The 21,093-nt window shown below is 65.1% G+C and carries 18 protein-coding genes; 10 read left to right on the top strand and 8 right to left on the bottom strand.

The features are described from left to right. Positions 1 to 5: 5 nt before the first annotated feature. Positions 6 to 563, bottom strand: coding sequence for a GbsR/MarR family transcriptional regulator (locus tag K3F49_RS00625; RefSeq protein ID WP_187437385.1), 558 nt, complete (start codon positions 561 to 563; stop codon positions 6 to 8). A 153-nt stretch (positions 564 to 716) separates the two neighbouring features. On the opposite strand from K3F49_RS00625, the gene K3F49_RS00630 reads away from it, so the two are divergent. Continuing rightward, the gene (locus K3F49_RS00630; protein ID WP_234678860.1) at positions 717 to 2,237 is read left to right on the top strand and encodes a PAS domain-containing sensor histidine kinase; all 1,521 of its coding nucleotides are present in this window, start codon (positions 717 to 719) and stop codon (positions 2,235 to 2,237) included. A gap of 7 nt (positions 2,238 to 2,244) precedes the next feature. Here K3F49_RS00630 and K3F49_RS00635 read toward each other — a convergent pair whose 3' ends face one another. The 4 genes from K3F49_RS00635 to K3F49_RS00650 form a co-directional block, all read right to left on the bottom strand. After that, complete coding sequence (locus tag K3F49_RS00635) at positions 2,245 to 2,544, bottom strand: acylphosphatase (protein ID WP_234678861.1); 300 nt, start codon at positions 2,542 to 2,544, stop codon at positions 2,245 to 2,247. Beyond that, on the bottom strand, positions 2,541 to 3,407 hold the full coding sequence (locus K3F49_RS00640; RefSeq protein ID WP_234678862.1) for an isocitrate lyase/PEP mutase family protein: 867 nt from the start codon (positions 3,405 to 3,407) through the stop codon (positions 2,541 to 2,543). Before K3F49_RS00640 ends, K3F49_RS00635 begins: the two co-directional genes overlap by 4 nt. A gap of 109 nt (positions 3,408 to 3,516) precedes the next feature. Next, positions 3,517 to 5,532 (bottom strand): acetyl-CoA carboxylase biotin carboxylase subunit, encoded by a 2,016-nt coding sequence (locus tag K3F49_RS00645; RefSeq protein ID WP_234678863.1) that lies wholly within the window; start codon positions 5,530 to 5,532, stop codon positions 3,517 to 3,519. Between the two features lie 174 nt (positions 5,533 to 5,706). Beyond that, on the bottom strand, positions 5,707 to 6,789 hold the full coding sequence (locus K3F49_RS00650) for a zinc-binding metallopeptidase family protein (RefSeq protein ID WP_234678864.1): 1,083 nt from the start codon (positions 6,787 to 6,789) through the stop codon (positions 5,707 to 5,709). Between the two features lie 225 nt (positions 6,790 to 7,014). Here K3F49_RS00650 and K3F49_RS00655 point away from each other — a divergent pair, with 225 nt between their 5' ends. From K3F49_RS00655 to K3F49_RS00670, 4 genes are all read left to right on the top strand, one after another. Then, a complete protein-coding gene (locus tag K3F49_RS00655; protein ID WP_234680545.1) occupies positions 7,015 to 9,480 on the top strand; it encodes a hybrid sensor histidine kinase/response regulator in 2,466 nt (821 codons plus the stop codon). Between the two features lie 9 nt (positions 9,481 to 9,489). Further along, on the top strand, positions 9,490 to 9,930 hold the full coding sequence (locus tag K3F49_RS00660; RefSeq protein ID WP_234678865.1) for an EamA family transporter: 441 nt from the start codon (positions 9,490 to 9,492) through the stop codon (positions 9,928 to 9,930). A gap of 66 nt (positions 9,931 to 9,996) precedes the next feature. Further along, on the top strand, positions 9,997 to 11,274 hold the full coding sequence (locus tag K3F49_RS00665; RefSeq protein ID WP_234678866.1) for an MFS transporter: 1,278 nt from the start codon (positions 9,997 to 9,999) through the stop codon (positions 11,272 to 11,274). 22 nt (positions 11,275 to 11,296) lie between these two features. Then, positions 11,297 to 12,547 (top strand): arsenic transporter, encoded by a 1,251-nt coding sequence (locus K3F49_RS00670; RefSeq protein WP_234678867.1) that lies wholly within the window; start codon positions 11,297 to 11,299, stop codon positions 12,545 to 12,547. Between the two features lie 9 nt (positions 12,548 to 12,556). Here the strand turns inward: K3F49_RS00670 and K3F49_RS00675 are convergent, their stop codons facing one another. Together K3F49_RS00675 and K3F49_RS00680 are read right to left on the bottom strand one after the other, a co-directional pair. Next, positions 12,557 to 13,921, bottom strand: coding sequence for an MFS transporter (locus K3F49_RS00675; RefSeq protein ID WP_346657285.1), 1,365 nt, complete (start codon positions 13,919 to 13,921; stop codon positions 12,557 to 12,559). Between the two features lie 24 nt (positions 13,922 to 13,945). Continuing rightward, complete coding sequence (locus K3F49_RS00680; RefSeq protein ID WP_234678869.1) at positions 13,946 to 14,713, bottom strand: GntR family transcriptional regulator; 768 nt, start codon at positions 14,711 to 14,713, stop codon at positions 13,946 to 13,948. Positions 14,714 to 14,892: 179 nt separating this feature from the next. On the opposite strand from K3F49_RS00680, the gene K3F49_RS00685 reads away from it, so the two are divergent. The 3 genes from K3F49_RS00685 to K3F49_RS00695 are packed head-to-tail and all read left to right on the top strand — an operon-like array spanning position 14,893 to position 17,926. Continuing rightward, positions 14,893 to 16,092, top strand: coding sequence for a mandelate racemase/muconate lactonizing enzyme family protein (locus K3F49_RS00685; protein ID WP_234678870.1), 1,200 nt, complete (start codon positions 14,893 to 14,895; stop codon positions 16,090 to 16,092). Positions 16,093 to 16,104: 12 nt separating this feature from the next. Then, entirely contained in the window at positions 16,105 to 16,872 is a 768-nt protein-coding gene (locus K3F49_RS00690) for an SDR family oxidoreductase (RefSeq protein ID WP_234678871.1), read from the top strand. 22 nt (positions 16,873 to 16,894) lie between these two features. Then, entirely contained in the window at positions 16,895 to 17,926 is a 1,032-nt protein-coding gene (locus K3F49_RS00695; RefSeq protein WP_234678872.1) for an L-idonate 5-dehydrogenase, read from the top strand. 68 nt (positions 17,927 to 17,994) lie between these two features. Here the strand turns inward: K3F49_RS00695 and K3F49_RS00700 are convergent, their stop codons facing one another. Further along, complete coding sequence (locus tag K3F49_RS00700; protein WP_234678873.1) at positions 17,995 to 18,867, bottom strand: DUF3280 domain-containing protein; 873 nt, start codon at positions 18,865 to 18,867, stop codon at positions 17,995 to 17,997. Positions 18,868 to 19,054: 187 nt separating this feature from the next. Here K3F49_RS00700 and K3F49_RS00705 point away from each other — a divergent pair, with 187 nt between their 5' ends. Continuing rightward, positions 19,055 to 20,440 carry a sensor histidine kinase gene (locus K3F49_RS00705; RefSeq protein ID WP_234678874.1) on the top strand — a complete coding sequence of 462 codons (1,386 nt, stop codon included), beginning with the start codon at positions 19,055 to 19,057 and terminating at the stop codon, positions 20,438 to 20,440. Beyond that, positions 20,437 to 21,090 (top strand): response regulator, encoded by a 654-nt coding sequence (locus K3F49_RS00710; RefSeq protein WP_234678875.1) that lies wholly within the window; start codon positions 20,437 to 20,439, stop codon positions 21,088 to 21,090. The genes K3F49_RS00705 and K3F49_RS00710 overlap by 4 nt, the downstream gene beginning before the upstream one ends. Positions 21,091 to 21,093 lie beyond the last annotated feature (3 nt).

The following is a 21,093-nucleotide window of genomic DNA, read 5'->3' on the forward strand; positions in this document are numbered from 1 at the left end:
CGGAACTATTTGGCCTTACCCAGCGGCAGCAGGTTGGCGATCTTCTCGCCAAGCCGCATCAAGGCGACCAACCGCGGCCGCGGCACTTTCAGCATCTGCATGAACCAGTGGTCGGCGAGCTCGGTGAAGGCGAGCATCTCCTTCAACCGTTTGCTCGCGACAGGATTGATGGTCGGATCCTCGGCGGCATCAGACACGCAGGCCCGCAGCGCCGTGATCGCGGGATCGAGCTCCCGCTCCTTGCGCCGCGCCGCGATACGGGCTGCGACCTCCCAGATGTCGGTCTCGGCCTCGTAATGATCGCGGCGGTCGCCCAGGATCGGCACCCGCCGGATCAGGTTCCAGGCGAGAAGCTCCTTCAAGGAATTGGAAACGTTGGACCGCGCCATGCCGAGCGTGTCGGCGATGTCCTCGGCCGTCATCGGCGCCTCGGCCAGATAGAGCAGCCCGTGAATCTGGCTGACCGAGCGGTTGACGCCCCACTGATCCCCCATGTCGCCCCAATGCAGGATGAAGCGCTCGACCGCGGCAGGGAGTTTCTTCTTTCCGGTTATTTCTGTCATAACAGAAATATCTGACGACTGAGATTGCGTGTCAAGTGCCTGAAGGCCCGCCCCTGCTGTATACCGTCGAGGGGATTTGCCTAAGAATCCTTCAAACGGAGGGGAACCAAACGAATCTTCACGCGTTTGCTCCCGTCGAGGCGGGGTCCAGGAATGGTTAAAAAGTCCAGTCAACAGAGAGACTTGTTCGAAAGCGAGCGGAGTTTCCGGCTGTTGGTGGAGGGAGTCGCGGACTACGCGCTCTATATGCTCGATCCCACCGGCATCATCACGAGCTGGAACATCGGCGGCGAGCGGATCAAGGGCTATTCGCCCCGGGAGATTCTCGGCCAGCATTTCTCGCGCTTCTATACCGAGACCGACCGCGCCAACGGCAAGCCGGCGCGGGCCCTCGGCATCGCCCGGGATCACGGCCGCTACGAGGAGGAAGGCTGGCGCGTCCGCAAGGACGGCACGTTCTTCTGGGCGAGCGTCATCATCGACCCGATCTACGAGGACGGCGCCCTCGTCGGCTTCGCCAAGATCACCCGCGACATCACCGAGCGCCGCAATACTCAGCTCAAGCTCGAGGCAATGCAGACGCAGCTTGCCGAGTCGCAGAAATTCGATGCGCTCGGCCAGCTCACCGGCGGCGTTGCGCACGACTTCAACAACCTCCTGATGATCATCACCGGCAGCCTTCACATCCTGAAGAAAGGCGATGCCGACGATGAGAAGTTCCGGCGGGCGATCTCCGCGATTGATACCGCCTCCAAGCGTGGTGCAGCGTTGACCGCTCAGCTGCTGACCTTCGCGCGGCGGCAAAGCGTCAATCCACAGGCGATCCGCTTCGGTGAGCGGATCGACGCGATCCGCGAGGTTCTGAACGCCGGCGTCGGCAGCGCGGTTCGTCTCGCCTTCGACATCGACCGCGAGGTCTGGCCGGTCAAGGCTGACGTCTCAGAGCTCGAGACGGGACTGCTCAATCTCGTCATCAATGCGCGCGACGCCATGCCCGACGGCGGCACGGTGACGATCGGCGCGCACAACATCGTGCTGGATGATCCGTTCTACAGCGGTGAATTCGTCGCCATTACCGTCACGGATACCGGGCTCGGCATCCCCTCGGACGTCGTCGACAAGATCTTCGAGCCGTTCTTCACGACGAAGCCGGTCGGAAAAGGCACCGGCCTCGGCCTTTCTCAGGTGCACGGCTTTGCACACCAGGCGGGCGGCACGATCAAGGTCGCAAGCGAGCTCGGCAAGGGCACGACCTTCACCATCCTGCTGCCGCGCGCGATCGCGGCCGTGCCGAACGAGCCCCTCGAGACGGCGCCGGTGCGCGGCAGCGGCACCGTGCTGCTGGTCGAAGACAATCCCGATGTCGCCATCGTCAGCATCGGCCTTTTGGAGCAGCTCGGCTATCGCGTGCGCCGGGTTGCGGATGCCGAATCCGCGCTGCGCGAGCTCGAGAACAACGGCGTCGACTTCGTGTTCTCCGACATCGTGATGCCCGGCAAGATGGACGGGCTCGGCCTCGCCCATCGCCTGCGCGAGATTCACCCCGACCTGCCGATCCTGCTCGCCAGCGGCTACAGCGAAGCCGCCGCCGACGTGCGCGGCGACTTCCCCATCCTGCGCAAGCCGTATGAGATCCACGAGCTCAGCGAAGCGATCTCGAAGCTGCCCAAGTGACGGCCAACTAAACCGTCGGCAACACCGAGAACGCTTCCCCTGCCCGGCGCAGGTTCAGCTCATCGACGCTGGCCGTCTCGCTCGTCACGCTATCCACGCGCGACGACGGCGGGCCGTGACGGCATAGCGCGACCATGTCGGCGACGTGTTTCGGCGCACCTGCGAACAGCGCTTCGACGCTGCCGTCGCGGCGGTTGCGGACCCAGCCCTCAAGGCCACAAGTCACCGCCTGGGACTCGACCCAGGCCCGATAGCCAACGCCTTGGACGCGGCCGCGGACCATGACCTGGAGGATCGCGCGGCTCATTTCTTCAGCCCGAGGAGATCGGCGCTGCGCGCTTTCACTTCGGCTTCGCGGATGACGCGATTGGTCAGCTCCGCGGACGGCAATCCCTTCAGCGCTTTCGGCGCCGTGCCCTCGCGCAACGCCTTCTGGACTTCGTAGACCGCTTGCGTCGCCGCCGCGATCGGCGCGTGGCCCTGAAGCGCGATGCGGACGCGTTGGCCGGCGAGATAGTCGATCGCGTTCAATTCGTCCGGCGCGCCACCGAGCACGATCGGCAGGCGCGTTGCCGATACGATGGCCTCGAGCTCGGCGCGCGACTTGATGCCGGTGAAGAACAGCGCATCGACGCCGGTCGCCTCATAGGCCTTGGCGCGGCGGATCGCGTCCTCGATCGAGCTGATCGAGGCCGCACCGGTGCGGCCCATGATGACCAGCGAGGGATCGCTGCGGCCGTCGAGCGCGGCCTTCATCTTGCCGACGCCCTCCTCCAGCGAGATCAGCTGTGCCTTTGTCTCGCCAAATGCGGCCGGCAGCAGCGTGTCCTCGATGGTGAGACCGGCCGCCCCCGCTGTCTCCAGCTCCTGCACCGTGCGGCGCACGTTCAGGGCATTGCCATAGCCGTGATCGGCATCGACCAGCACGGGCAGCGCCGCGGCGCGCGACATTCGCCGCATCTGCTCGGCCAGCTCGGTGAGCGTGATCAGCGTGATGTCGGGATCGCCGAGCACGGCCAGGGAGGCCACCGAACCGCCGAACATGCCGAGGGGGAAACCGAGATCCTCGGCAATGCGGATCGAGATCGCGTCATAGACCGAGCCGGGATGGACGCAGGTCCCGCCCGACAGGATGGAACGCAGTTTCTCGCGGCGGGAACGGAAGGCCATGGTACTGTCTCTTTCTGGGGCTTACGAAGCTGCCCAATCTCCGTCATTGCGAGCGCAGCGAAGCAATCCAGAGATGCATCCGCGGCGACCGCCCGCACCGCTCACATCCTTACGCAAACTCCAAGATCAGCGCGTCGACCGCGAGTGTGGCGCCGACGCTGGCGTGGATCTTCTTCACGGTGCCGTCCTGCTCGGCGCGGAGCACGTTCTGCATCTTCATGGCCTCGACCACGGCCAGCGTCTCGCCGGCCTTGACCTCCTGGCCTTCGGTGACGGCGATCGAGACGATGAGGCCGGGCATCGGGCACAGCAGCTTCTTGCCGGTGTCCGAGGCCGTCGTCACCGGCATCAGCTTCGCCGAGGCCGCTTCCGCTTCGGTCCAGACATAGACCGGCACCTCGACACCCTGATGGGCCAGACGAATGCCGTTGGCGATCGGGCGCGCCTGCACCGCGATGAAGTGGCCGTCGATGGTGCCCTGCCAGACCGGATCGCCCGGCTTCCACGCGGACTGCAGCAGATGCGGATTGCCGGCCTTGCCCTCGGCATCGACGAAACGAATTGCGATCGCGTCACCCTCGCGGGCGACCTCGAGCAGGAGCTCCTGACGATCGAGCCAGACCGCGCGGCGGCGCTCGCGCTGCACGATGCGGCCGCCCATCTGACCGGAGATCTGCCGCTTGCGCTCGCCAAGCACGTGATCGATGGCGGCGCCGACAGCGGCGATCCGGCGGGCGACCTCACCTTCGGGCACACGCACCGCAAAGCCCTTGGGGAATTCCTCGGCGATGAAACCGGTCGACAGATTGCCCTCGCGCCAGCGCGGATGGTGCATCAGCGCCGACAGGAACGGGATATTGTGGCGGATACCGTCGACATAGAACGAATCCAGCGCGGTCGCCTGCGCCTCGATCGCAGCCGCGCGCGACGGCGCGTGCGTGACGAGTTTTGCGATCATCGGATCATAATGGATCGAGATCTCGCCGCCCTCCTGCACGCCGGTGTCGTTGCGCACGGTGATGCCGTCCTGGCTGACTTCCGCCGGCGGACGATACTTCACCAATCGACCGATCGAGGGCAGGAAGTTGCGGAACGGGTCTTCGGCATAGAGGCGCGATTCCACGGCCCAACCGGTCAGCGCGACGTCCTTCTGCGCAAGCGCGAGCTTCTCGCCGGCGGCAACGCGGATCATCTGCTCGACGAGGTCGACGCCGGTGACGAGCTCGGTGACGGGATGCTCGACCTGCAGCCGCGTGTTCATCTCCAGGAAGTAGAAGCTCTTGTCCTGGCCGGCGACGAACTCGACGGTGCCGGCGGAATCGTAGTTCACGGCCTTGGCCAGCGCGACCGCCTGCTCGCCCATCTTGCGACGGGTGGCTTCGTCGAGCAGCGGCGATGGCGCCTCCTCGATGACCTTCTGGTTGCGGCGCTGGATCGAGCATTCGCGCTCGCCGAGATAGATGACGTTGCCATGCTTGTCGCCGAGCACCTGGATCTCGATGTGCCGGGGATCGACGATGAACTTTTCGACGAAGACGCGATCGTCGCCGAACGACGCCTTGGCCTCGGCCTTGGCGAGATTGAAGCCTTCGGCGACTTCGGCCTTGGAATGCGCGATGCGCATGCCCTTGCCGCCGCCGCCGGCGGAGGCCTTGATCATCACGGGATAGCCGATCTCGTCGGAGATGCGGACCGCGTGCTTGTCGTCCTCGATGACGCCGAGATAGCCCGGCACGGTCGAGACCTTGGCTTTGGCAGCTGCCTTCTTGGATTCGATCTTGTCGCCCATCGCGGCGATCGCGCCGGGGTTGGGGCCGATGAAGACGATGCCGGCGGCTTCGAGCGCGCGCGGAAACGCCTCGCGTTCGGACAGGAAGCCGTAGCCGGGATGCACGGCCTCGGCGCCGGTCTTGCGGCAAGCCTCCACGATCTTCTCGATCACCAGATAACTCTCGGCCGCGGCCGGCGGCCCGATCAGCACGGCCTCGTCGGCCATCTCGACATGGAGAGCGTCGCGGTCGGCCTCGGAATAGACGGCAACCGTCTGAATTCCCATCTTGCGGGCGGTCTTGATGACCCGGCAGGCGATTTCGCCGCGGTTGGCGATCAGAATGCGTTTGAACATGCTTTTCTTGGGTCTCGACCTTGGGCGGGACCCTTCCCTGGCCGTTGGGACCTATGAGGGATGGGCCGTGTGCTCCCGTGGTACATCAAAATTGGCCGGAGGCAACGGTCTAAATCCAACCCGGCTGGCGTACCAGCGCAAGACCGATCGAGCCCGGCGAACCCCTTGGATCACCTACGGCTTCCCGGCCTTGGCCCTATCCTTGGCCACGTCCCGGACCAGGTTGTGAATGAAGCCCAGTTTGGCGACCACGGCCGATGACAGGATGAAGGGATAGAGGTCGCGCAGGCCCATGGCGCGGTTGACGCTGTTCATGGCGAAGGTAAAGGGCAGCCATGCGTCGATGATCGCCTCGACGCCTTTCGCCTCGTAGGGGTTGAACCGGATTCGCGTCGACAACTCCCCGTCGCGGTCGACCTTGGGGCGCACCTCCATGCCGAACTCCGAGGCCATTTCCAGGGTGTCGACGATGTGGAGGTAATGCGCCCAGGTCTCGGCGAAGTCTTCCCAGGGGTGCGTCGTCGCATAGGCCGAGACGTAATTCTGCTGCCAGTCCGGTGGGGCGCCTTCGGCATAGTGGCGCTGCAGTGCCTCGCCGTAGTCAACGGAATCGTCGCCGAACACCGCACGGCATTCGTCCAGTTTGCCGCCGCCGCGCACCAGCGCGTCCCAGAAATAGTGCCCGACCTCGTGGCGGAAATGCCCAAGCAACGTGCGATACGGCTCGCCCATCTCCAGCCGTCGCCGCTCGCGCTCGATGGTATCGGTCTCGGTGAGCGCGATCGTGATCAGGCCGTTGTCGTGGCCGGTCAGGACCTTCTGTCCGCTGTTCGGATCGTCGGCGAGGAAATTGAAGATCAGGCCGTGCTCGGGGTTGTCCTGCCGGGTCTGGAGCGGGAGCTTCCAGCGGATCAGCGAATAGAACAGCCGATGCTTCGCGACCTCCAGCTCGCGCCAGCCGGCGAGCTGCGCGGGGTCAGAGAGATCAGGCACGATGCCGTTGTGGCGGCAGGCCCGGCAATAGCCGGTGGCATCGCTGACATCGGTCAGCCAGTTGCAGGCGTCGTACTCGGCATTGCGGCACAGCATCCGCCCCTTGCCCTTGTCGGCGAGCGTGGCCCAGCCCTGCCCGTCCGGCTCGATCGCCGACATCGTCTCCTTCTCCGGCAGGAAGGCGACCTTGTGGCCGCAACGTTCGCAGGCGCGGTTCTCGAAATAGAGAACATTGCCGCAGGCCTGGCAGACAAAGAGCTTCAAGATTTAGCCTCTCTGGAAAGGGTGCGTTACGAATGAGAGTCGTAGCGCCTCGCAGATACGCGCCCGCGGGCTCATCGTTCCAACGTTTGGAACAAATAGCCAGACCCCGCGTTCGTTCATACCCGCCACACGCCGTCCGGTGGGCGTTTCCGAGCCTATTCGCTTTTGAGCAATGGCTATCACGCTTTGTCTGTGTGAATATCGGCTCGGCACGCGCGCTTCCGCATCACAACGGCCGACGCCTTGAACGATTCTACACCCGAAATCACCGCCGCCGAGAGGCTGCGCCAGCACCTCGAAGACATCGCGCGCGAGCGCGACGAGGCCTATCGCGCGCTCCAGGAGCGTGAGGCGGAGCTGGCGCGGATCCAGCGAATCGGCAAGGTCGGCGGCCTCGAGGTCGACTTCCGCGAAGGCTTCAAGAACCGCCGCTCGCCGGAATATCTGATGATCCACGGGCTACCGCCCGAGGCTGCCGACGAGACCCACGAAGACTGGGTCAGCCGCATCCATCCCGACGACCGCGACGCGACCGTCAAACATTTCTTCGAGGCGCTGGCCGGGACCAGCGAGGACTACACCGCCGAATACCGCATCATCCGTCCGAGCGACCACGAGACCCGCTGGATCCGCGTCGTCGCCAAGCTCGAGCGCGAGGCCGACGGCCGCGCCATCCGGCTGGTCGGCGCCCATATCGACGTCACCGACCAGATGCTCGTGCGCGAGACCTTGCGCGAGAGCGAGGAGCGCTTTCGGCTGATCGCCGACAGCGCGCCGGTGCCGATCTGGGTCACAAAGCTCGACCGCACGCGCTCCTTCGCCAACCAGGCCTATGTCGATTTCGTCGGCCTGCCCTACGACCAGGCCATCGCCTTCGACTGGCGCAAGGTGCTGCATCCGGACGACCTGCCGCACGTGCTGCAGCAATCCGTCCAGGGCGAAGCCTCGCTCAAGCCGTTCGTGCTGGAGGCGCGCTACAAGGATGCATCCGGCGAATGGCGCTGGCTGCGCTCAGAGTCGCAGCCGCGCTGGGACCCGACCGGCAAGCATATCGGCTTCATCGGCGTCGCCCACGACATCACCGTCGCCAAGCGGGCCGAAATCGAACTGCGGCAGCTCAACGAGACCTTGGAAGAGCGTATCGTCCAGCGCACCGCCGAGCTCGAATCCAACGAGGCGCGACTGCGCGCGATCCTTGGGACGAGCAACCAGTACCAAGGTCTGGTCAATCTCAAAGGCGAGCTACTCTACGCCAACAGGACCGCGCTCGACGGCATCAAGGCGAGCTCTTCGGACGTGGTCGGCAAGCCGTTCTGGGACACGCCGTGGTTCACCGGCACCCACGGCATGAGCGCAACCGTGCGCGAGGCTTTCGACACTGTGCTCCGGGGCGAGGCGGTGCGGATCGAGATGCGGCTACGGCTGCCGATCGGCGAGCGCGATTTCGAGTTCGGCATGCGTCCGGTGCTCGACCGCCACGGCAACATCACCGGCGCAGTGCCGGAGGCCGTCGATATCACCGAGCGTCGCCGCGGCGAGGAAGCGCTGCGGCAATCGCAGAAGATGGAGGCGATCGGCCAGCTCACCGGCGGCGTCGCGCACGATTTCAACAATCTCCTCACCATCATCCGTTCGGCGACCGACTTCCTGCGCCGGCGCGAGCTTCCAGAGGAGCGCCGCCGCCGCTATGTCGACGCCATCTCCGACACCGTCGAGCGCGCCTCGAAGCTGACCGCGCAGCTTCTGGCCTTCGCGCGCCGGCAACCGCTGAAACCGCAGATATTCAACGTTGGCAGCCAGGTCGAGGGCGTGGCGCAGCTGGTCCGGCCGCTGGTCGGCGGCCGCATCGAGATCGCCGTCGAGATCGACGATGCCGATTGCTTCACGGTGGCCGACATCGCCCAGTTCGAGACCGCGCTGATCAACCTCGCCATCAACGCCCGCGACGCCATGGAGGGCGAGGGCCGCCTCACCATCGCTGTGCGCAAGGTTCAGGGCATCCCGAGCCTGCGCGCGCAGTCGGCGCGCGGTGGCGATTACGTCGCAATCACGGTGGCGGATACCGGCAGCGGCATCGCACCGGAAAACATCGACGCCATCTTCGAGCCGTTCTTCACCACCAAGGAAGTCGGCAAGGGCACCGGCCTCGGCCTCAGTCAGGCGTTCGGCTTCGCGAAACAGTCCGAGGGCGACATCGCGGTGACGAGCACGCACGGTCAGGGCGCGACCTTCACGATCTACCTGCCGCAGGCTCAGAGCCCGGCCGCCGAGAAGGAAGCCGCATCGCTCACCAGCGAGAGCGCGACCACCGGGCGCGGCTATCGCGTGCTCGTGGTCGAGGACAACGACGATGTCGGCCAGTTCTCGACCGAGCTGCTCGAGGACCTCGGCTATGTCGTCCGCCGCGTCGCCAACGCCAATGCCGCGCTCGCCATCCTTGGCGAGAACGAATTCGCGGTCGACCTGGTGTTCTCCGACGTCATCATGCCCGGCATGAACGGCGTCGAACTCGCCGGAATCATCCGCGAGCGCTTTCCGGGCCTGCCGGTGGTGCTGACCAGCGGCTACAGCAACGTGCTCGCCGAAAACGCCCATCGCGGATTTGAATTGATCCAGAAGCCATATTCGGTGGAATCGCTCTCACGCATCCTGCGCAAGGCGATCACGGAGAAGCTGTCGGTGGCTCGCTAAGGAACCGCCATGAAACCCGCCCTCTTCTCCGCCTGGCAGTCCTGGGCGCTGCTGTCGGCCTGCTTCGCCGCGCTCACCGCGATCTTCGCCAAGGTCGGCGTCGAGAACATCAATCCGGATCTCGCCACCTTCATCCGGACCGTGGTGGTGCTGCTGGCGTTCTCGGTGCTGCTGTTCTTCACTGGCCAATTCGCCGTGCCCGCGGCGGTCTCGTCGAAAACATGGCTGTTCCTGGTGTTGTCGGGGCTTGCGACCGGCGCGTCGTGGCTGTGTTACTTCCGCGCGCTGAAGCTCGGGCCTGCAACACTGGTGGCGCCGATCGACAAGCTCAGCGTCGTGCTGGTTGCCCTGTTCGCTTTCGCTTTTCTCGGCGAGCGCCCGACCACGCAGGGCTGGATCGGCATCGCCATGATCGGCGCCGGCGCGGTTCTCCTGGCCGTGAAGTTTTAGGGCGGAACAAAAGTCGCGTGAGATGGGTTTCTGCCGGGGCGTTTTCGAGCCTCGATCGAGAGACCGATGTCGCGCGAAAACCCCGATCAGGCAAGGCAGGCCGGCCGCGCGCTGGATGCGGCCAATTTCTTTCTTGCCGACGTCCGCGATGGCCTCGGCCCCTATCTCGCCGTCTATCTCCTCACCGAGCAGCACTGGGACGAGGCGCGGATCGGTCTCGTGATGTCGATCGCGACGATCGCCGGCATCGTGGCGCAGACCCCGGCCGGCGCGCTGGTCGATGCGACGCGGGCGAAGCGAGCCGTGATGGCAATTGCCGCCGTTATGGTGACCCTCGCCTCGCTGTTGCTGCCGCTGCTTCCGACCTTCGGGCCGGTTGCGATCTCGCAGGGCATCGCGCAGGCCGCCGCCGTGGTCTTCCCGCCCGCGATCGCCGCCGTCTCGCTCGGCATCTTTGGCCATGTCGCCTTCACCCGGCGGATCGGACGCAATGAGACCTTTAATCACGCCGGCAACGCGGTTGCGGCCGCTCTCGCCGGGCTCTCCGCTTATTGGTTCGGCCCCACCGTCGTGTTCTACCTTCTCGGCGCCATGGCAATCGCGAGCCTCGCCAGCATTCTCGCAATCCCCGAACGTGCCATCGACCACGACCTTGCCCGCGGGCTGGACGAGGCCGATGCACAGAGCGAGCAGCCGTCAGGCCTCGCCGTACTGCTGACCTGCCGCCCCCTGCTCGTCTTCGCGATCTGCGTGCTGCTGTTCCATCTCTCCAACGCCGCGATGCTGCCGTTGGTCGGGCAAAAGCTGGCGCTCCAGGACAAGAACATGGGCACCAGCCTGATGTCGGCCTGCATCGTCGCGGCACAATTGGTGATGGTGCCTTTCGCGATGCTGGTCGGCGCGAGGGCCGACCAATGGGGCCACAAGCGCTTCTTCCTCGCCGCGCTCCTGATCCTCCCCGTTCGCGGCGCGCTCTATACGCTCTCGGACAATCCGTTCTGGTTGGTCGGCGTCCAGCTGCTCGACGGCGTCGGTGCCGGCATCTTTGGCGCAATCTTCCCCGTCATCGTCGCCGACCTCATGCGCAACACGGGTCGCTTCAACGTCGCGCAAGGCGCTGTCATCACCGCCCAGAACATCGGCGCCGCGTTGTCGACGACACTCGCCGGTTTCGTCGTCGTCGGTGCCGGTTACAGCGCGGCCTTCATCACGCTCGGCGCGGTCGCCGCGGTGGGCGCCGTAATCTGCCTCGTCGCCCTCCCCGAGACCCGGCAAATCGCCGATGACGGTCCGCGTCCGCGGGGGAAGACAGCGGCATCGGGTTCCGCTATCGCTGCCAAATGAACTCACGCCACAAGGATTGAACGTGCCGTCTGACGCCATCTGGGCCTGGAGCATCATCGTCGTCGCGACCGCAGGCGTCATCATCCGCCCTTTTCGCCTGCCCGAGGCGATCTGGGCCGTGCTCGGTGCCGGCGCCCTGGTGCTGCTCGGCTTCCTGCCATGGCAGGATGCGCTCACCGGCATCGAGAAGGGCGTGGACGTCTATCTCTTCCTGATCGGCATGATGCTGATCGCGGAACTGGCCCGGCTCGAAGGCCTGTTCGACTATCTCGCAGCCCTTGCGGTGGAATATGCATCCGGCTCTCCGCAGCGACTGTTCCTGCTGATCTACATCGTCGGCACGGTCGTCACCGTCCTGCTCTCGAATGATGCCACCGCCATCGTGCTGACGCCCGCGGTCTATGCCGCGACACGCGCGGCGGGCGCCAAGCCGCTGCCTTATCTGTTCGTCTGCGCCTTCATTGCCAATGCCGCGAGCTTCGTGCTGCCGATCTCCAATCCCGCCAATCTCGTCGTGTTCGGCGCGCGCATGCCGCAACTCACGGAATGGCTGCGCCTGTTCGCGCTGCCGTCGGCGGCCTCGATCCTGCTCACCTACATTGTGCTGCGCCTGACCCAGCATCGCGCGCTGAAGGAAGAGACCATCGCGCGCAGCGTGCCGCATCCGAAGCTCGGCCGCGGCGGCAAGCTGACAGCGGTTGGCATCGTGGCGATTGGCGTCGTGCTGGTCACGGCCTCCGCGCTCGACAAACAACTGGGGCTGCCGACCTTCATCTGCGGCGTGGTGACGGCGGCCATCGTGCTGCTGATCAGCCGCCAATCGCCGCTGCCCGTACTGCGCGGCGTTTCCTGGAGCGTGCTGCCGCTGGTCGGCGGGCTCTTCGTGATGGTGGAAGCACTGATCAAGACCGGCGTGATCGGGCAGCTCAGCGCGCTGCTGCATCAGGCGGTCGCGCAATCCGTGACGCAAGCCGCCTGGAGCGTCGGTATCGCAACGGGGATCGCCACCAACGTGGCCAACAACCTTCCGGTCGGTCTCGTCGCGGGCTCGGTGGCCGCCAGCGATCATCTGCCGGCGCCTGTCGTCAGCGCCATCCTGATCGGCGTCGATCTCGGCCCCAATTTGTCGGTGACCGGCTCGCTCGCCACCATCCTTTGGCTGGTCGCGCTGCGGCGAGAGAAGATCAAGGTCGGGGCCTGGCCGTTCCTCAAGCTCGGCATGCTGGTGACGCCCCCCGCCCTGATCGCGGCCTTGGCCGCCGCGATCAGGTAACTTGCGAGGTCAATCGTTCTCGTAGCCGTAAACTTCCGGCAGGATGAAGACTGCGGCGAGCAATCCGATCAGCGGGAAGATCGCGACCATCAACGTGGCATTGGCCTGCCCGACCGCAGCGAACACCGTGGGGAACAGGAAGATCGCCAGGAACGACGGCAGCTTCACAAACATATAGGCGAAGCCGCTGGCCGTGCCGCGATACTTGGGCTTGGCGACCATGGTCGGGATCGTCATGCAGTTCGAGGCGTCCCAATAGTGGCCCCACAACATGGCGGCGGCCGCGAACGGCAGCAGGATCTTGTTGTCGGTGTAGAGCGCGAAGGCAGCGACCAGCAGCGAGGCGAGCACGATCGAGAAACCGGCGATCGCGATGCCGCGGTGGCCGATCTTCGGCGTCAGCAGCGGACCGACCCAGCCGGACAGAGCGGCGAAGCAGAACAGCGCCATCGTCACCAGATTGATGCCGAGCACGCTCGACACGCCGACCATCACGAACAGCACGGGCAAATAGAACGCGAAGGTCGAGAACTCGCTGCCTTGCGCGAAGCAGGCGATCCAGCCGTAGACAGTCGCGCGCCAGCGGATCGGGTCCTTCTTGAGGTCCGCGAGGAACGCACGCGTGCTGACCTTCGGCACCACCACATCCTGGTTCGGCAGCATGGCGAGGTCGTCGTTGAACATCTCGCGCGCGACCTGCTTGGCCTCGCGGTAGCGTCCCTTCTGCACCAGCCAGACCGCGGTCTCCGGCACGTCGTGGCGCATGATCAGAATGATCAGCGCCGGTACCGCGCCGAGGCCGAGCGTCACGCGCCACAGCATCTCGTGCTGGATGTCGAATAGCAGGAAGATCACGATGACGCCGATGGTCAGCACTTCACCGACCGCGAACATGAACTGCCAGCGGTTGCCCATGACCTCGCGCTCACCCTTCGCCATGGATTCCATGATGTAGGTGTAGCCGGTCGAGATGTCGGAGCCGAGCGGGATGCCGAGCAGGAAGCGGATCACCACGAGCCAGCCGACGCTGGGCACGAAAGCCTGCGCCAGCGCGAGCACGATGAACATCACCATCGTCACCAGGAACATCACGCGGCGGCCGATCTTGTCGGACAGCCAGCCGCCGAGCAGCGCGCCGATCAGGGCGCCGCCCTGCGTGCCCGCTGCAGCGAGGCCGAGCATCAGCGGATCGGGATTGTACTGTTCCTTGATGAAGATCAGCACGAAGGCGATCGAATAGAGGTCCCAGGCTTCGACCAGGATCGAGGCCATCATCAGCCAGCCGACCTTGTTGCCCTTGGGACTGTAGTTCGTGATGAGATAGCGCACCGCGGCTTCGCTCGCGGTCGGTTGTGGCACAGCCATCGTTGACATCTTTGGTCCTCTCTTCAAAACTCTTTACGCGCCGAGTAACGGCTCGATGCTGCAATCCAGCAGGCGCGGATCGATCCCCGCTTCCATGCCCGTGAACATCTGATCCATGTAGTCGATCAGTGCATCGCTCGCCTTCACCGCGTCCTCGACGCGTCGGGCGGCAACAGCCGCGAGAATGGCAAGATGGTGATCGATCGTGCCGGACAAATCGGTCTGTCCCGGCATGAAGCGGTGGTGGATATAGCCGATGCGGCGATACAGCGTGTGCAGCGGCCGCAGCGTATGCACCAGGAACGGCTCGCCGGCGGCTTCCAGCACCAGCGCGTCGATGCGACGGTCGATGCTGTTGAACTCGTCGAGGGTCAGGGTGGCGCGGCGCTCGCGCAGCAAGCGCTCGATGTGCAGCGCCTGATTGCGATGCGAGAGGCTGGCGCGATCGGCTGCAAGACGCACGACGAAGCGCTCCATGTCACGGCGCAAAGCCAGCAGCATGCGCTCGCGCGCGAGATCGATCGGCGCGATGTGCAAGCCATGGCGCGGACGGATGATGATGAGCGTATCGGCGGAGAGACGATTGACGGCGTGATGCACCGGCGTACGGCCGAAACCGGTGATCTGCTGCAACTCCAACATCGTCATGAATTGTCCGGGCTTGAGCTCGCAATGAACGAGCAGCTCCTCGATCTTCTGGTAGGCCAACTCGAAGAAATTGAGCCGGTTGCGCCGCGAGGGCTTGCCCTCGCTGTCGTCGCCGTTTCTCACCACCTCGAGCGCGCGCTTGCGCCGTGCCATGTCGCCCTCTCCCGTCTGCTCGCGCTCTCGTTGCTGGATGGCGCCTTATTTGTGGCACCCTTAAAACATGTTGTGATATATTACAAGCGAGCGTAAGACTTTCGCGAGTGCGCCGCATGCTGCAGCGCAAAATGAAAACACGACTGGTGCGAGGCGCCTGTGATGGGAGAACAATTGCCGTGAAGATCACGTCGATCGAGACGCTACGCACCGAGGAATTCTCCAACGTCATCTGGGTGCGTGTTCACACCGATACGGGCATGATCGGTCTCGGCGAGACCTTCTATGGTGCTGGCGCGGTCGAAGCGCAGATTCACGACACCTTTGCCGGCCGCCTGCTCGGCCGTAATCCCCTCCACATCGAGGCGATTCATCGCGACATGCTGAACCTGCCGATGGCGCAGTCCTCGACCGGCGTGGAATATCGCGCGGCGTCGGCGATCGACATCGCGCTGTGGGATCTGTTCGGCAAGGTCTGCAATCAGCCGGTGCACCAGATGCTCGGCGGCCTCTGCCGCGACAAGCAGCGCATCTACAATACCTGTGCCGGCACGCAATATGTCCGCTCCACCAATATCAGCCCGGTCGCCAACTGGAATCTCGGTGCCGCCAAGGGCCCCTACGAAGATCTCGACGGCTTCATGCATCACGCCGACGGGCTCGCCGAAAATCTGCTGGAAAGCGGCATCTCCGCGATGAAGATCTGGCCGTTCGATCCTGCGGCGCAGGAAAACAAGGGTCTCTACATCACCGCCGCGCAAATGAAGCACGCGATCGAGCCGTTCGAAAAAATTCGCAAGGCTGTCGGCGACAAGATGGAGATCATGGTCGAACTCCATTCGCTGTGGAACTTGCCGACAGCAAAGCAGATCGCCCGCGCGCTCGAGCCTTACAAGCCGACCTGGTACGAAGACCCGATCCGCATGAACTCGCCACAGACGCTCGCCGAATATGCGCGCTCGACCGACGTCTGGGTCTGCGCCAGCGAGACGCTGGGCTCGCGCTTCCCCTACAAGGACATGCTCGACCGCGACGCCATGCACGTCGTGATGGCGGACCTGTGCTGGACCGGCGGCCTCACCGAGGGCCGCAAGATCGCAGCGATGGCCGAGACCTATCACCGTCCCTTCGCACCGCATGATTGCATCGGCCCGATCGGCTTCATCGCCGCGATCCACATGTCGTTCAGCCAACCCAACACCCTGATCCAGGAATCCGTCCGCGCCTTCTACAAGGGCTGGTACAATGAGCTCGTCACCACGATGCCCACGATCAAGGACGGTTTTGTCTACCCGATGGAAGGTCCCGGCCTCGGCGTCGATCTTCTGCCCGCAGTCTTCGATCGCTCCGATCTGACCGTGCGTCGCTCCAACGCTTGAGGATTTCTTGAGATGAGCACTGCCTTGTTCAACCTTTCCGGCCGCACCGCGCTCGTGACCGGCTCCTCCCGCGGGCTCGGCCGCGCCATCGCCGAGGGCATGGCCAAGGCCGGCGCAAAGATTATCATCAACGGCGTCGATCCCAAGCGCGTCGAGCAGGCTGTCGCCGAGTTTCGCGCAGCCGGACATCAGGCCGAGGGCGCGGCGTTCAACGTCACCGATGAGCCCGCGATCGTGGCCGCCTTCGAGCGCTTCGACCGCGAAGGACTCGAGGTCGACATTCTCGTCAACAATGCCGGCATCCAGCACCGCAAGCCGCTGGTCGAGTTCACCACCGACGAGTGGCGCAAGGTGATCGAGACCGACCTCACCAGCGCCTTCGTGATCGGCCGCGAGGCCGGCAAGCGCATGATCCCGCGCAAGCGCGGCAAGATCATCAATATCGGCTCGCTCGGCAGTGAACTCGCGCGTCCCACCATCGCGCCCTACACCGCGGCCAAGGGCGGCATCAAGAACCTAACCCGCTCGATGGCGGTGGAATGGGCCCAGCACGGCATCCAGGCCAATGCGATCGGCCCCGGCTACATGCTCACCGATATGAACGAGGCGCTGGTCAACAACACCGATTTCAACAACTGGCTGATGGGCCGCATCCCCTCCAAGCGCTGGGGCAAACCGGACGAGCTGGTGGGCGCGGCAATCTTCCTGGCGTCGGATGCCTCCACTTACGTCAACGGCCAGATCATCTATGTCGATGGCGGCATGATCGCCGCGATGTAATCGCAAAACAGGGAACGGGACCATGCGCGCCGTCGTCATTCACGCCCCCAGGGACCTGCGGATCGACAACTATCCGGATACCGAGCCCGGCCCGAGCGAGGTCCGCGTCAAGATCGCCAATGGCGGCATCTGCGGCTCCGATCTGCACTACTACCACCACGGCGGCTTCGGCGTCGTCCGGATCCAGCAGCCGATGGCGCTGGGGCACGAGATCGCCGGCGTGATTGCTGCGGTTGGTGACGGCGTTACCGGCGTGAAGGCCGGGACGCGCGTTGCGGTCAATCCGAGCAAGCCGTGCGGCAAGTGCCTGCATTGCCAGGAAGGCCTGCGCAACCAGTGCCTCGACATGCGCTTCCTCGGCAGCGCGATGCGCTTTCCTCATGTGCAGGGCGGCTTTCGTGAGTTCATCACGGTCGATGCGACGCAGGCGGTGCCGATCTCCGACAAGCTGTCGCTCGCGGAAGCCGCGGTCGCCGAGCCGCTCGCGGTGTGCCTCCATGCCGGCAAGCAGGCCGGCCCCCTCCTCGGCAAGCGCGTGCTGATCACCGGCTGCGGCCCGATCGGCGCGCTGATGATTTTGGTCTCGCGCTTCGGCGGCGCGTCCGAGATCGTCGTGACCGATGTCGCCGACGCCCCGCTCGCTGTCGCCCAAAAGCTCGGCGCCACGCATGCGATCAATGTCGCGACCAACGCTTCCGCACTCGATCCCTGGCGCGCTGGCAAGGGCGTGTTCGACACGCTGTTCGAAGCGTCCGGCAATCAGACCGCGCTGCGCACCGCGCTCGACGTGCTCCGTCCCGGCGCGACACTGGTGCAGCTCGGCCTCGGCGGCGAGATGACGCTGCCGATCAACTCCATCGTTGCCAAGGAATTGCAGCTCCGCGGCACCTTCCGCTTCGATCCCGAATTCGAGCTCGCGGTGCGGCTGATGGGCGAAGGCCTGATCGACGTGAAGCCGCTGATCACGGCGACCATGCCGTTCGAGAACGCGGTCGCGGCGTTTGAATTGGCCAGCGACCGCTCGCAATCGATGAAGGTGCAGCTGACGTTCTAGAGCATGATCCGGAAAAGTCTGCAGCGCTTTTCCGACAAGATCATGCTCAAGAAATAAAGCGTCCCGCGCTATCGGCTTTCGATCAGCCGGTCGCTGACGAGCCGGACTGCGCCCCGCTTCCACGAATAGTCCGCGCCCATCCGCAGGCCGCTGTCGCCGCGTGCCAGCACGACGCCGGTTTTGGCGTCGCGCACCTGGAAGCCGAGCGTGTATTCGGTGCGGCTGACCCGCCGCACCACGCCGATCAGTGATTGATCCGCACCGAGCTTTTGCGCGATCAGCGCCTCGCAACCATTGCAGTCACGCAGCGTATGCGCCTTTGCCGCCTCGCCGCTTGCACCGCCGACGTCGATAAGACGGTATCGGCCGGACTGACCGAGCGACTCGCGCACGCTGGCCGTGACCTCGGCCAGATAGGACGCATCGGACGCAGCTGAAGCGCCCGCTGACGCGGCGGTCGTATCCTCCAACTCGAAATCGAACACCGCCAACGCGACCGGCGCGGGTGCGGCCAGCGCGGCCAGAACCTCGCGGGACACAAAGATTTCGGCGCGCTCCCAGGATTCATCATTGTCGCCGCGGAAGGTGTAGAGCTTGTCCATGACGACCCTTTTGGCGCCGACGTCGATCACCGCGACCTTGGCCCATTGCACCAGCGTACTGGTCTTCTGGATCCCGCCGATGACCTTGAACGCCGCCCCCTCCTGCACCGACGGCGCAAGCTGGTAGCGCGGGTCGGCGGCGATATCCCGCCGGAGCGCGACCATGAATGCCTGCAACCGCTTTTCGTGGGCGGCGCTCTGGTCGGTCGGCTCGGCCGAGGTGTCGGTATAGCTGAAATCGTCGAGCGCAATGGCGGTGGCCTCGGCGGCGACGGCCCGGCCGTCCAGCCCGACGCTGAGAAGAACAAGGAAAGACAGCAACGACAGGGTACGGCGCATCGCGAACCTCGCATGATGGAAAGGCCGCAAGCTAGGCCGACGTGTCCCGCGCCGCAGCCGGGGTGGTCCCGACCAGCGCCGGGAAATTTTCACGACGTTGCACCGCGGTAAGGGTGCCACTTTGCGCGGCTCGCGTTCTGCCTTTTAATGCGGAGGCGACAATTCCGTTCGCGCCAGGTGCCCGCCGATGTGGAACCGCCCGAGATTCGATCTCAAGGTCCGCCTGACCTTGCGCGTCGCCGCCATATCGGCCGCCTGCTTTGCCGCAATCTCCGCCTATTTCCTGATCACGGCCGACCGCGCGGCCCATGCGCGCATCGACGGCATCGCCGCCATCGTGGCGAAGACACTGGAGCTGCAGCAGGGCAAGGTCCTGTGGGCGGCGAGCCCGCGCTCCGACTTTCCCAACCTCGATCCCGTTTCGGCCTATGTGATGACGCCCGGCCTGTGCCTGGCCTTCCGTGGCACGAGCGGCGAGATGCTGCAGCGCTTCTGTAGCGGCGCGCCGATCCCGGAGGACCCGCCGCCGCAGATCTTCACGGCGTTCTACCACGGCCTGTTCGACCCCGGCCGCGAGGCCGCGCGCCCCGTGATCCTGCGCGGAACGAAACTTGGCGACGCCGTGGTCTCGGTCGATCCGGCCGTGCAGACGGCCGAGGCTTGGCACGAGGCCGGCCGCCTGATGCTCGCACTCGCGATCGCCCTGCCGCTGTTGTGCGTCCTGGTCTACGCCGCACTGGCCCGCGCTCTCCGTCCCACCCACATGATCCGCGCCGGTCTCGAGCGGATCGCCGCCAACGACCTCACCGCGCGGCTGCCGCCGTTCGATCTCGCCGAACTGTCGGCCGTTCGCGACGTCTTCAACCATCTCGCCGAAAGCCTCGACACGGCGCTGGCCGAGCGCGCCGAGTTGACCCGCAAACTGATCGCGCTCCAGGACGAAGAGCGCCGCCATCTCGCGCGCGAGCTGCACGACGAATTCGGCCAGTCGCTCGCTGCGATCCGCGCGCTCGCGTCCTCCGCCCGCCAGACCGCCGCGCAGGACTGCCCCTCCCTGCTTGGCGAGTGCGACGGCATCGCACGGACCGCAACCGGCATGATGGAGACGCTACGCGGCACGCTGTTCCGGCTCCGTCCACCCGACGTCGAAGAGCTCGGACTCGTTGCCAGTCTCGAAGGCCTCGTCGCCGGCTGGAATGGACGCAGCCGCGGTGAGACCCGTTTTGCGATCCGTTTCGACGGCACGTTCGAGACCCTGCCGGCCACGATCAGCGCCAATCTCTACCGCATCGTGCAGGAAGCGCTCACCAACGCCGCCAAGCATGCCAGCGCCAGCAAGGTCAGCCTGGAATTGACGATGCATGCCGGCGAGATCGCGCTCGCCATCGACGATGATGGACGCTCGACCGATCCGGCTGCGAAATCCGGCATGGGCCTGCTCGGCATGCGAGAGCGCGTCGCGGCACTGCGCGGCCGTCTGAGTTTTGAGGCCGGTCCCAACGGCGGCTCCGCGCTGCGCGTCGTCATTCCGCTCGCAGCCGCCAATCCGCAAGCGCAGGAGCGCGCCGCATGACCGCGACCATTCTGCTGGTCGACGACCATTCCGTCGTCCGCGAGGGCTATCGCTCCGTGCTCGAGAAGCAGCCGGGGCTGCGCGTCATCGCCGAAGCCGGCGACGGCGCGGAGGCCTATCGCCTGTTCAAATCCGAGACGCCCGACCTCGTCATCATGGATCTCAGCATGCCCGGCATCGGCGGCGTCGAAGCCGTCAGGCGCATCAGGCAATGGGACAAGGCGGCAAAGATCCTCGTCTTTACCATGCATGAAAATGCCGGCTTCGCCGTGCAGGCCATCCGCGCCGGCGCGAGGGGTTACGTCACCAAGACCAGCCCGCCGGAGACGCTGGTGCGCGCAGTGATGGACGTGCTCGCCGGCAGGATCGCGATCAGCCCGGATATCGACCACGAGCTTGCGCTGAGCCGGATCAGCGGCGAGAGCTCGGCTGCCGACGTTCTCACGCCGCGCGAGTTCGAGGTGATGCGGCTGTTGCTCGCCGAGAACACGACGGAGGAGATCGCCGAGACGCTGCACGTCAGCCCGAAGACGGTCGCGAATCTGCATTCGCTGATCAAGGACAAGCTGGGCGTCGGCTCCGACATCGAGCTGGTCCGGCTGGCGCTGCGCCAAGGAATTTTGACGCAGCTCGATCTCGGTGATGCCTGAAGC

It is taken from the genome of Bradyrhizobium monzae (assembly GCF_021458635.1).
In the GTDB taxonomy this organism is placed as follows: domain Bacteria; phylum Pseudomonadota; class Alphaproteobacteria; order Rhizobiales; family Xanthobacteraceae; genus Bradyrhizobium.

Bases quoted from the DNA above. Each gene is read 5' to 3' on its own strand.
- K3F49_RS00710 (WP_234678875.1), top strand. From the start codon at position 20,437: ATGACCGCGACCATTCTGCTGGTCGACGACCATTCCGTCGTCCGCGAG.
- K3F49_RS00675 (WP_346657285.1), bottom strand. From the start codon at position 13,921: ATGTCAACGATGGCTGTGCCACAACCGACCGCGAGCGAAGCCGCGGTG.
- K3F49_RS00635 (WP_234678861.1), bottom strand. From the start codon at position 2,544: ATGAGCCGCGCGATCCTCCAGGTCATGGTCCGCGGCCGCGTCCAAGGC.
- K3F49_RS00705 (WP_234678874.1), top strand. From the start codon at position 19,055: ATGTGGAACCGCCCGAGATTCGATCTCAAGGTCCGCCTGACCTTGCGC.
- K3F49_RS00630 (WP_234678860.1), top strand. From the start codon at position 717: ATGGTTAAAAAGTCCAGTCAACAGAGAGACTTGTTCGAAAGCGAGCGG.
- K3F49_RS00640 (WP_234678862.1), bottom strand. From the start codon at position 3,407: ATGGCCTTCCGTTCCCGCCGCGAGAAACTGCGTTCCATCCTGTCGGGC.
- K3F49_RS00660 (WP_234678865.1), top strand. From the start codon at position 9,490: ATGAAACCCGCCCTCTTCTCCGCCTGGCAGTCCTGGGCGCTGCTGTCG.
- K3F49_RS00665 (WP_234678866.1), top strand. From the start codon at position 9,997: ATGTCGCGCGAAAACCCCGATCAGGCAAGGCAGGCCGGCCGCGCGCTG.
- K3F49_RS00680 (WP_234678869.1), bottom strand. From the start codon at position 14,713: ATGGCACGGCGCAAGCGCGCGCTCGAGGTGGTGAGAAACGGCGACGAC.
- K3F49_RS00690 (WP_234678871.1), top strand. From the start codon at position 16,105: ATGAGCACTGCCTTGTTCAACCTTTCCGGCCGCACCGCGCTCGTGACC.
- K3F49_RS00695 (WP_234678872.1), top strand. From the start codon at position 16,895: ATGCGCGCCGTCGTCATTCACGCCCCCAGGGACCTGCGGATCGACAAC.
- K3F49_RS00625 (WP_187437385.1), bottom strand. From the start codon at position 563: ATGACAGAAATAACCGGAAAGAAGAAACTCCCTGCCGCGGTCGAGCGC.
- K3F49_RS00645 (WP_234678863.1), bottom strand. From the start codon at position 5,532: ATGTTCAAACGCATTCTGATCGCCAACCGCGGCGAAATCGCCTGCCGG.
- K3F49_RS00700 (WP_234678873.1), bottom strand. From the start codon at position 18,867: ATGCGCCGTACCCTGTCGTTGCTGTCTTTCCTTGTTCTTCTCAGCGTC.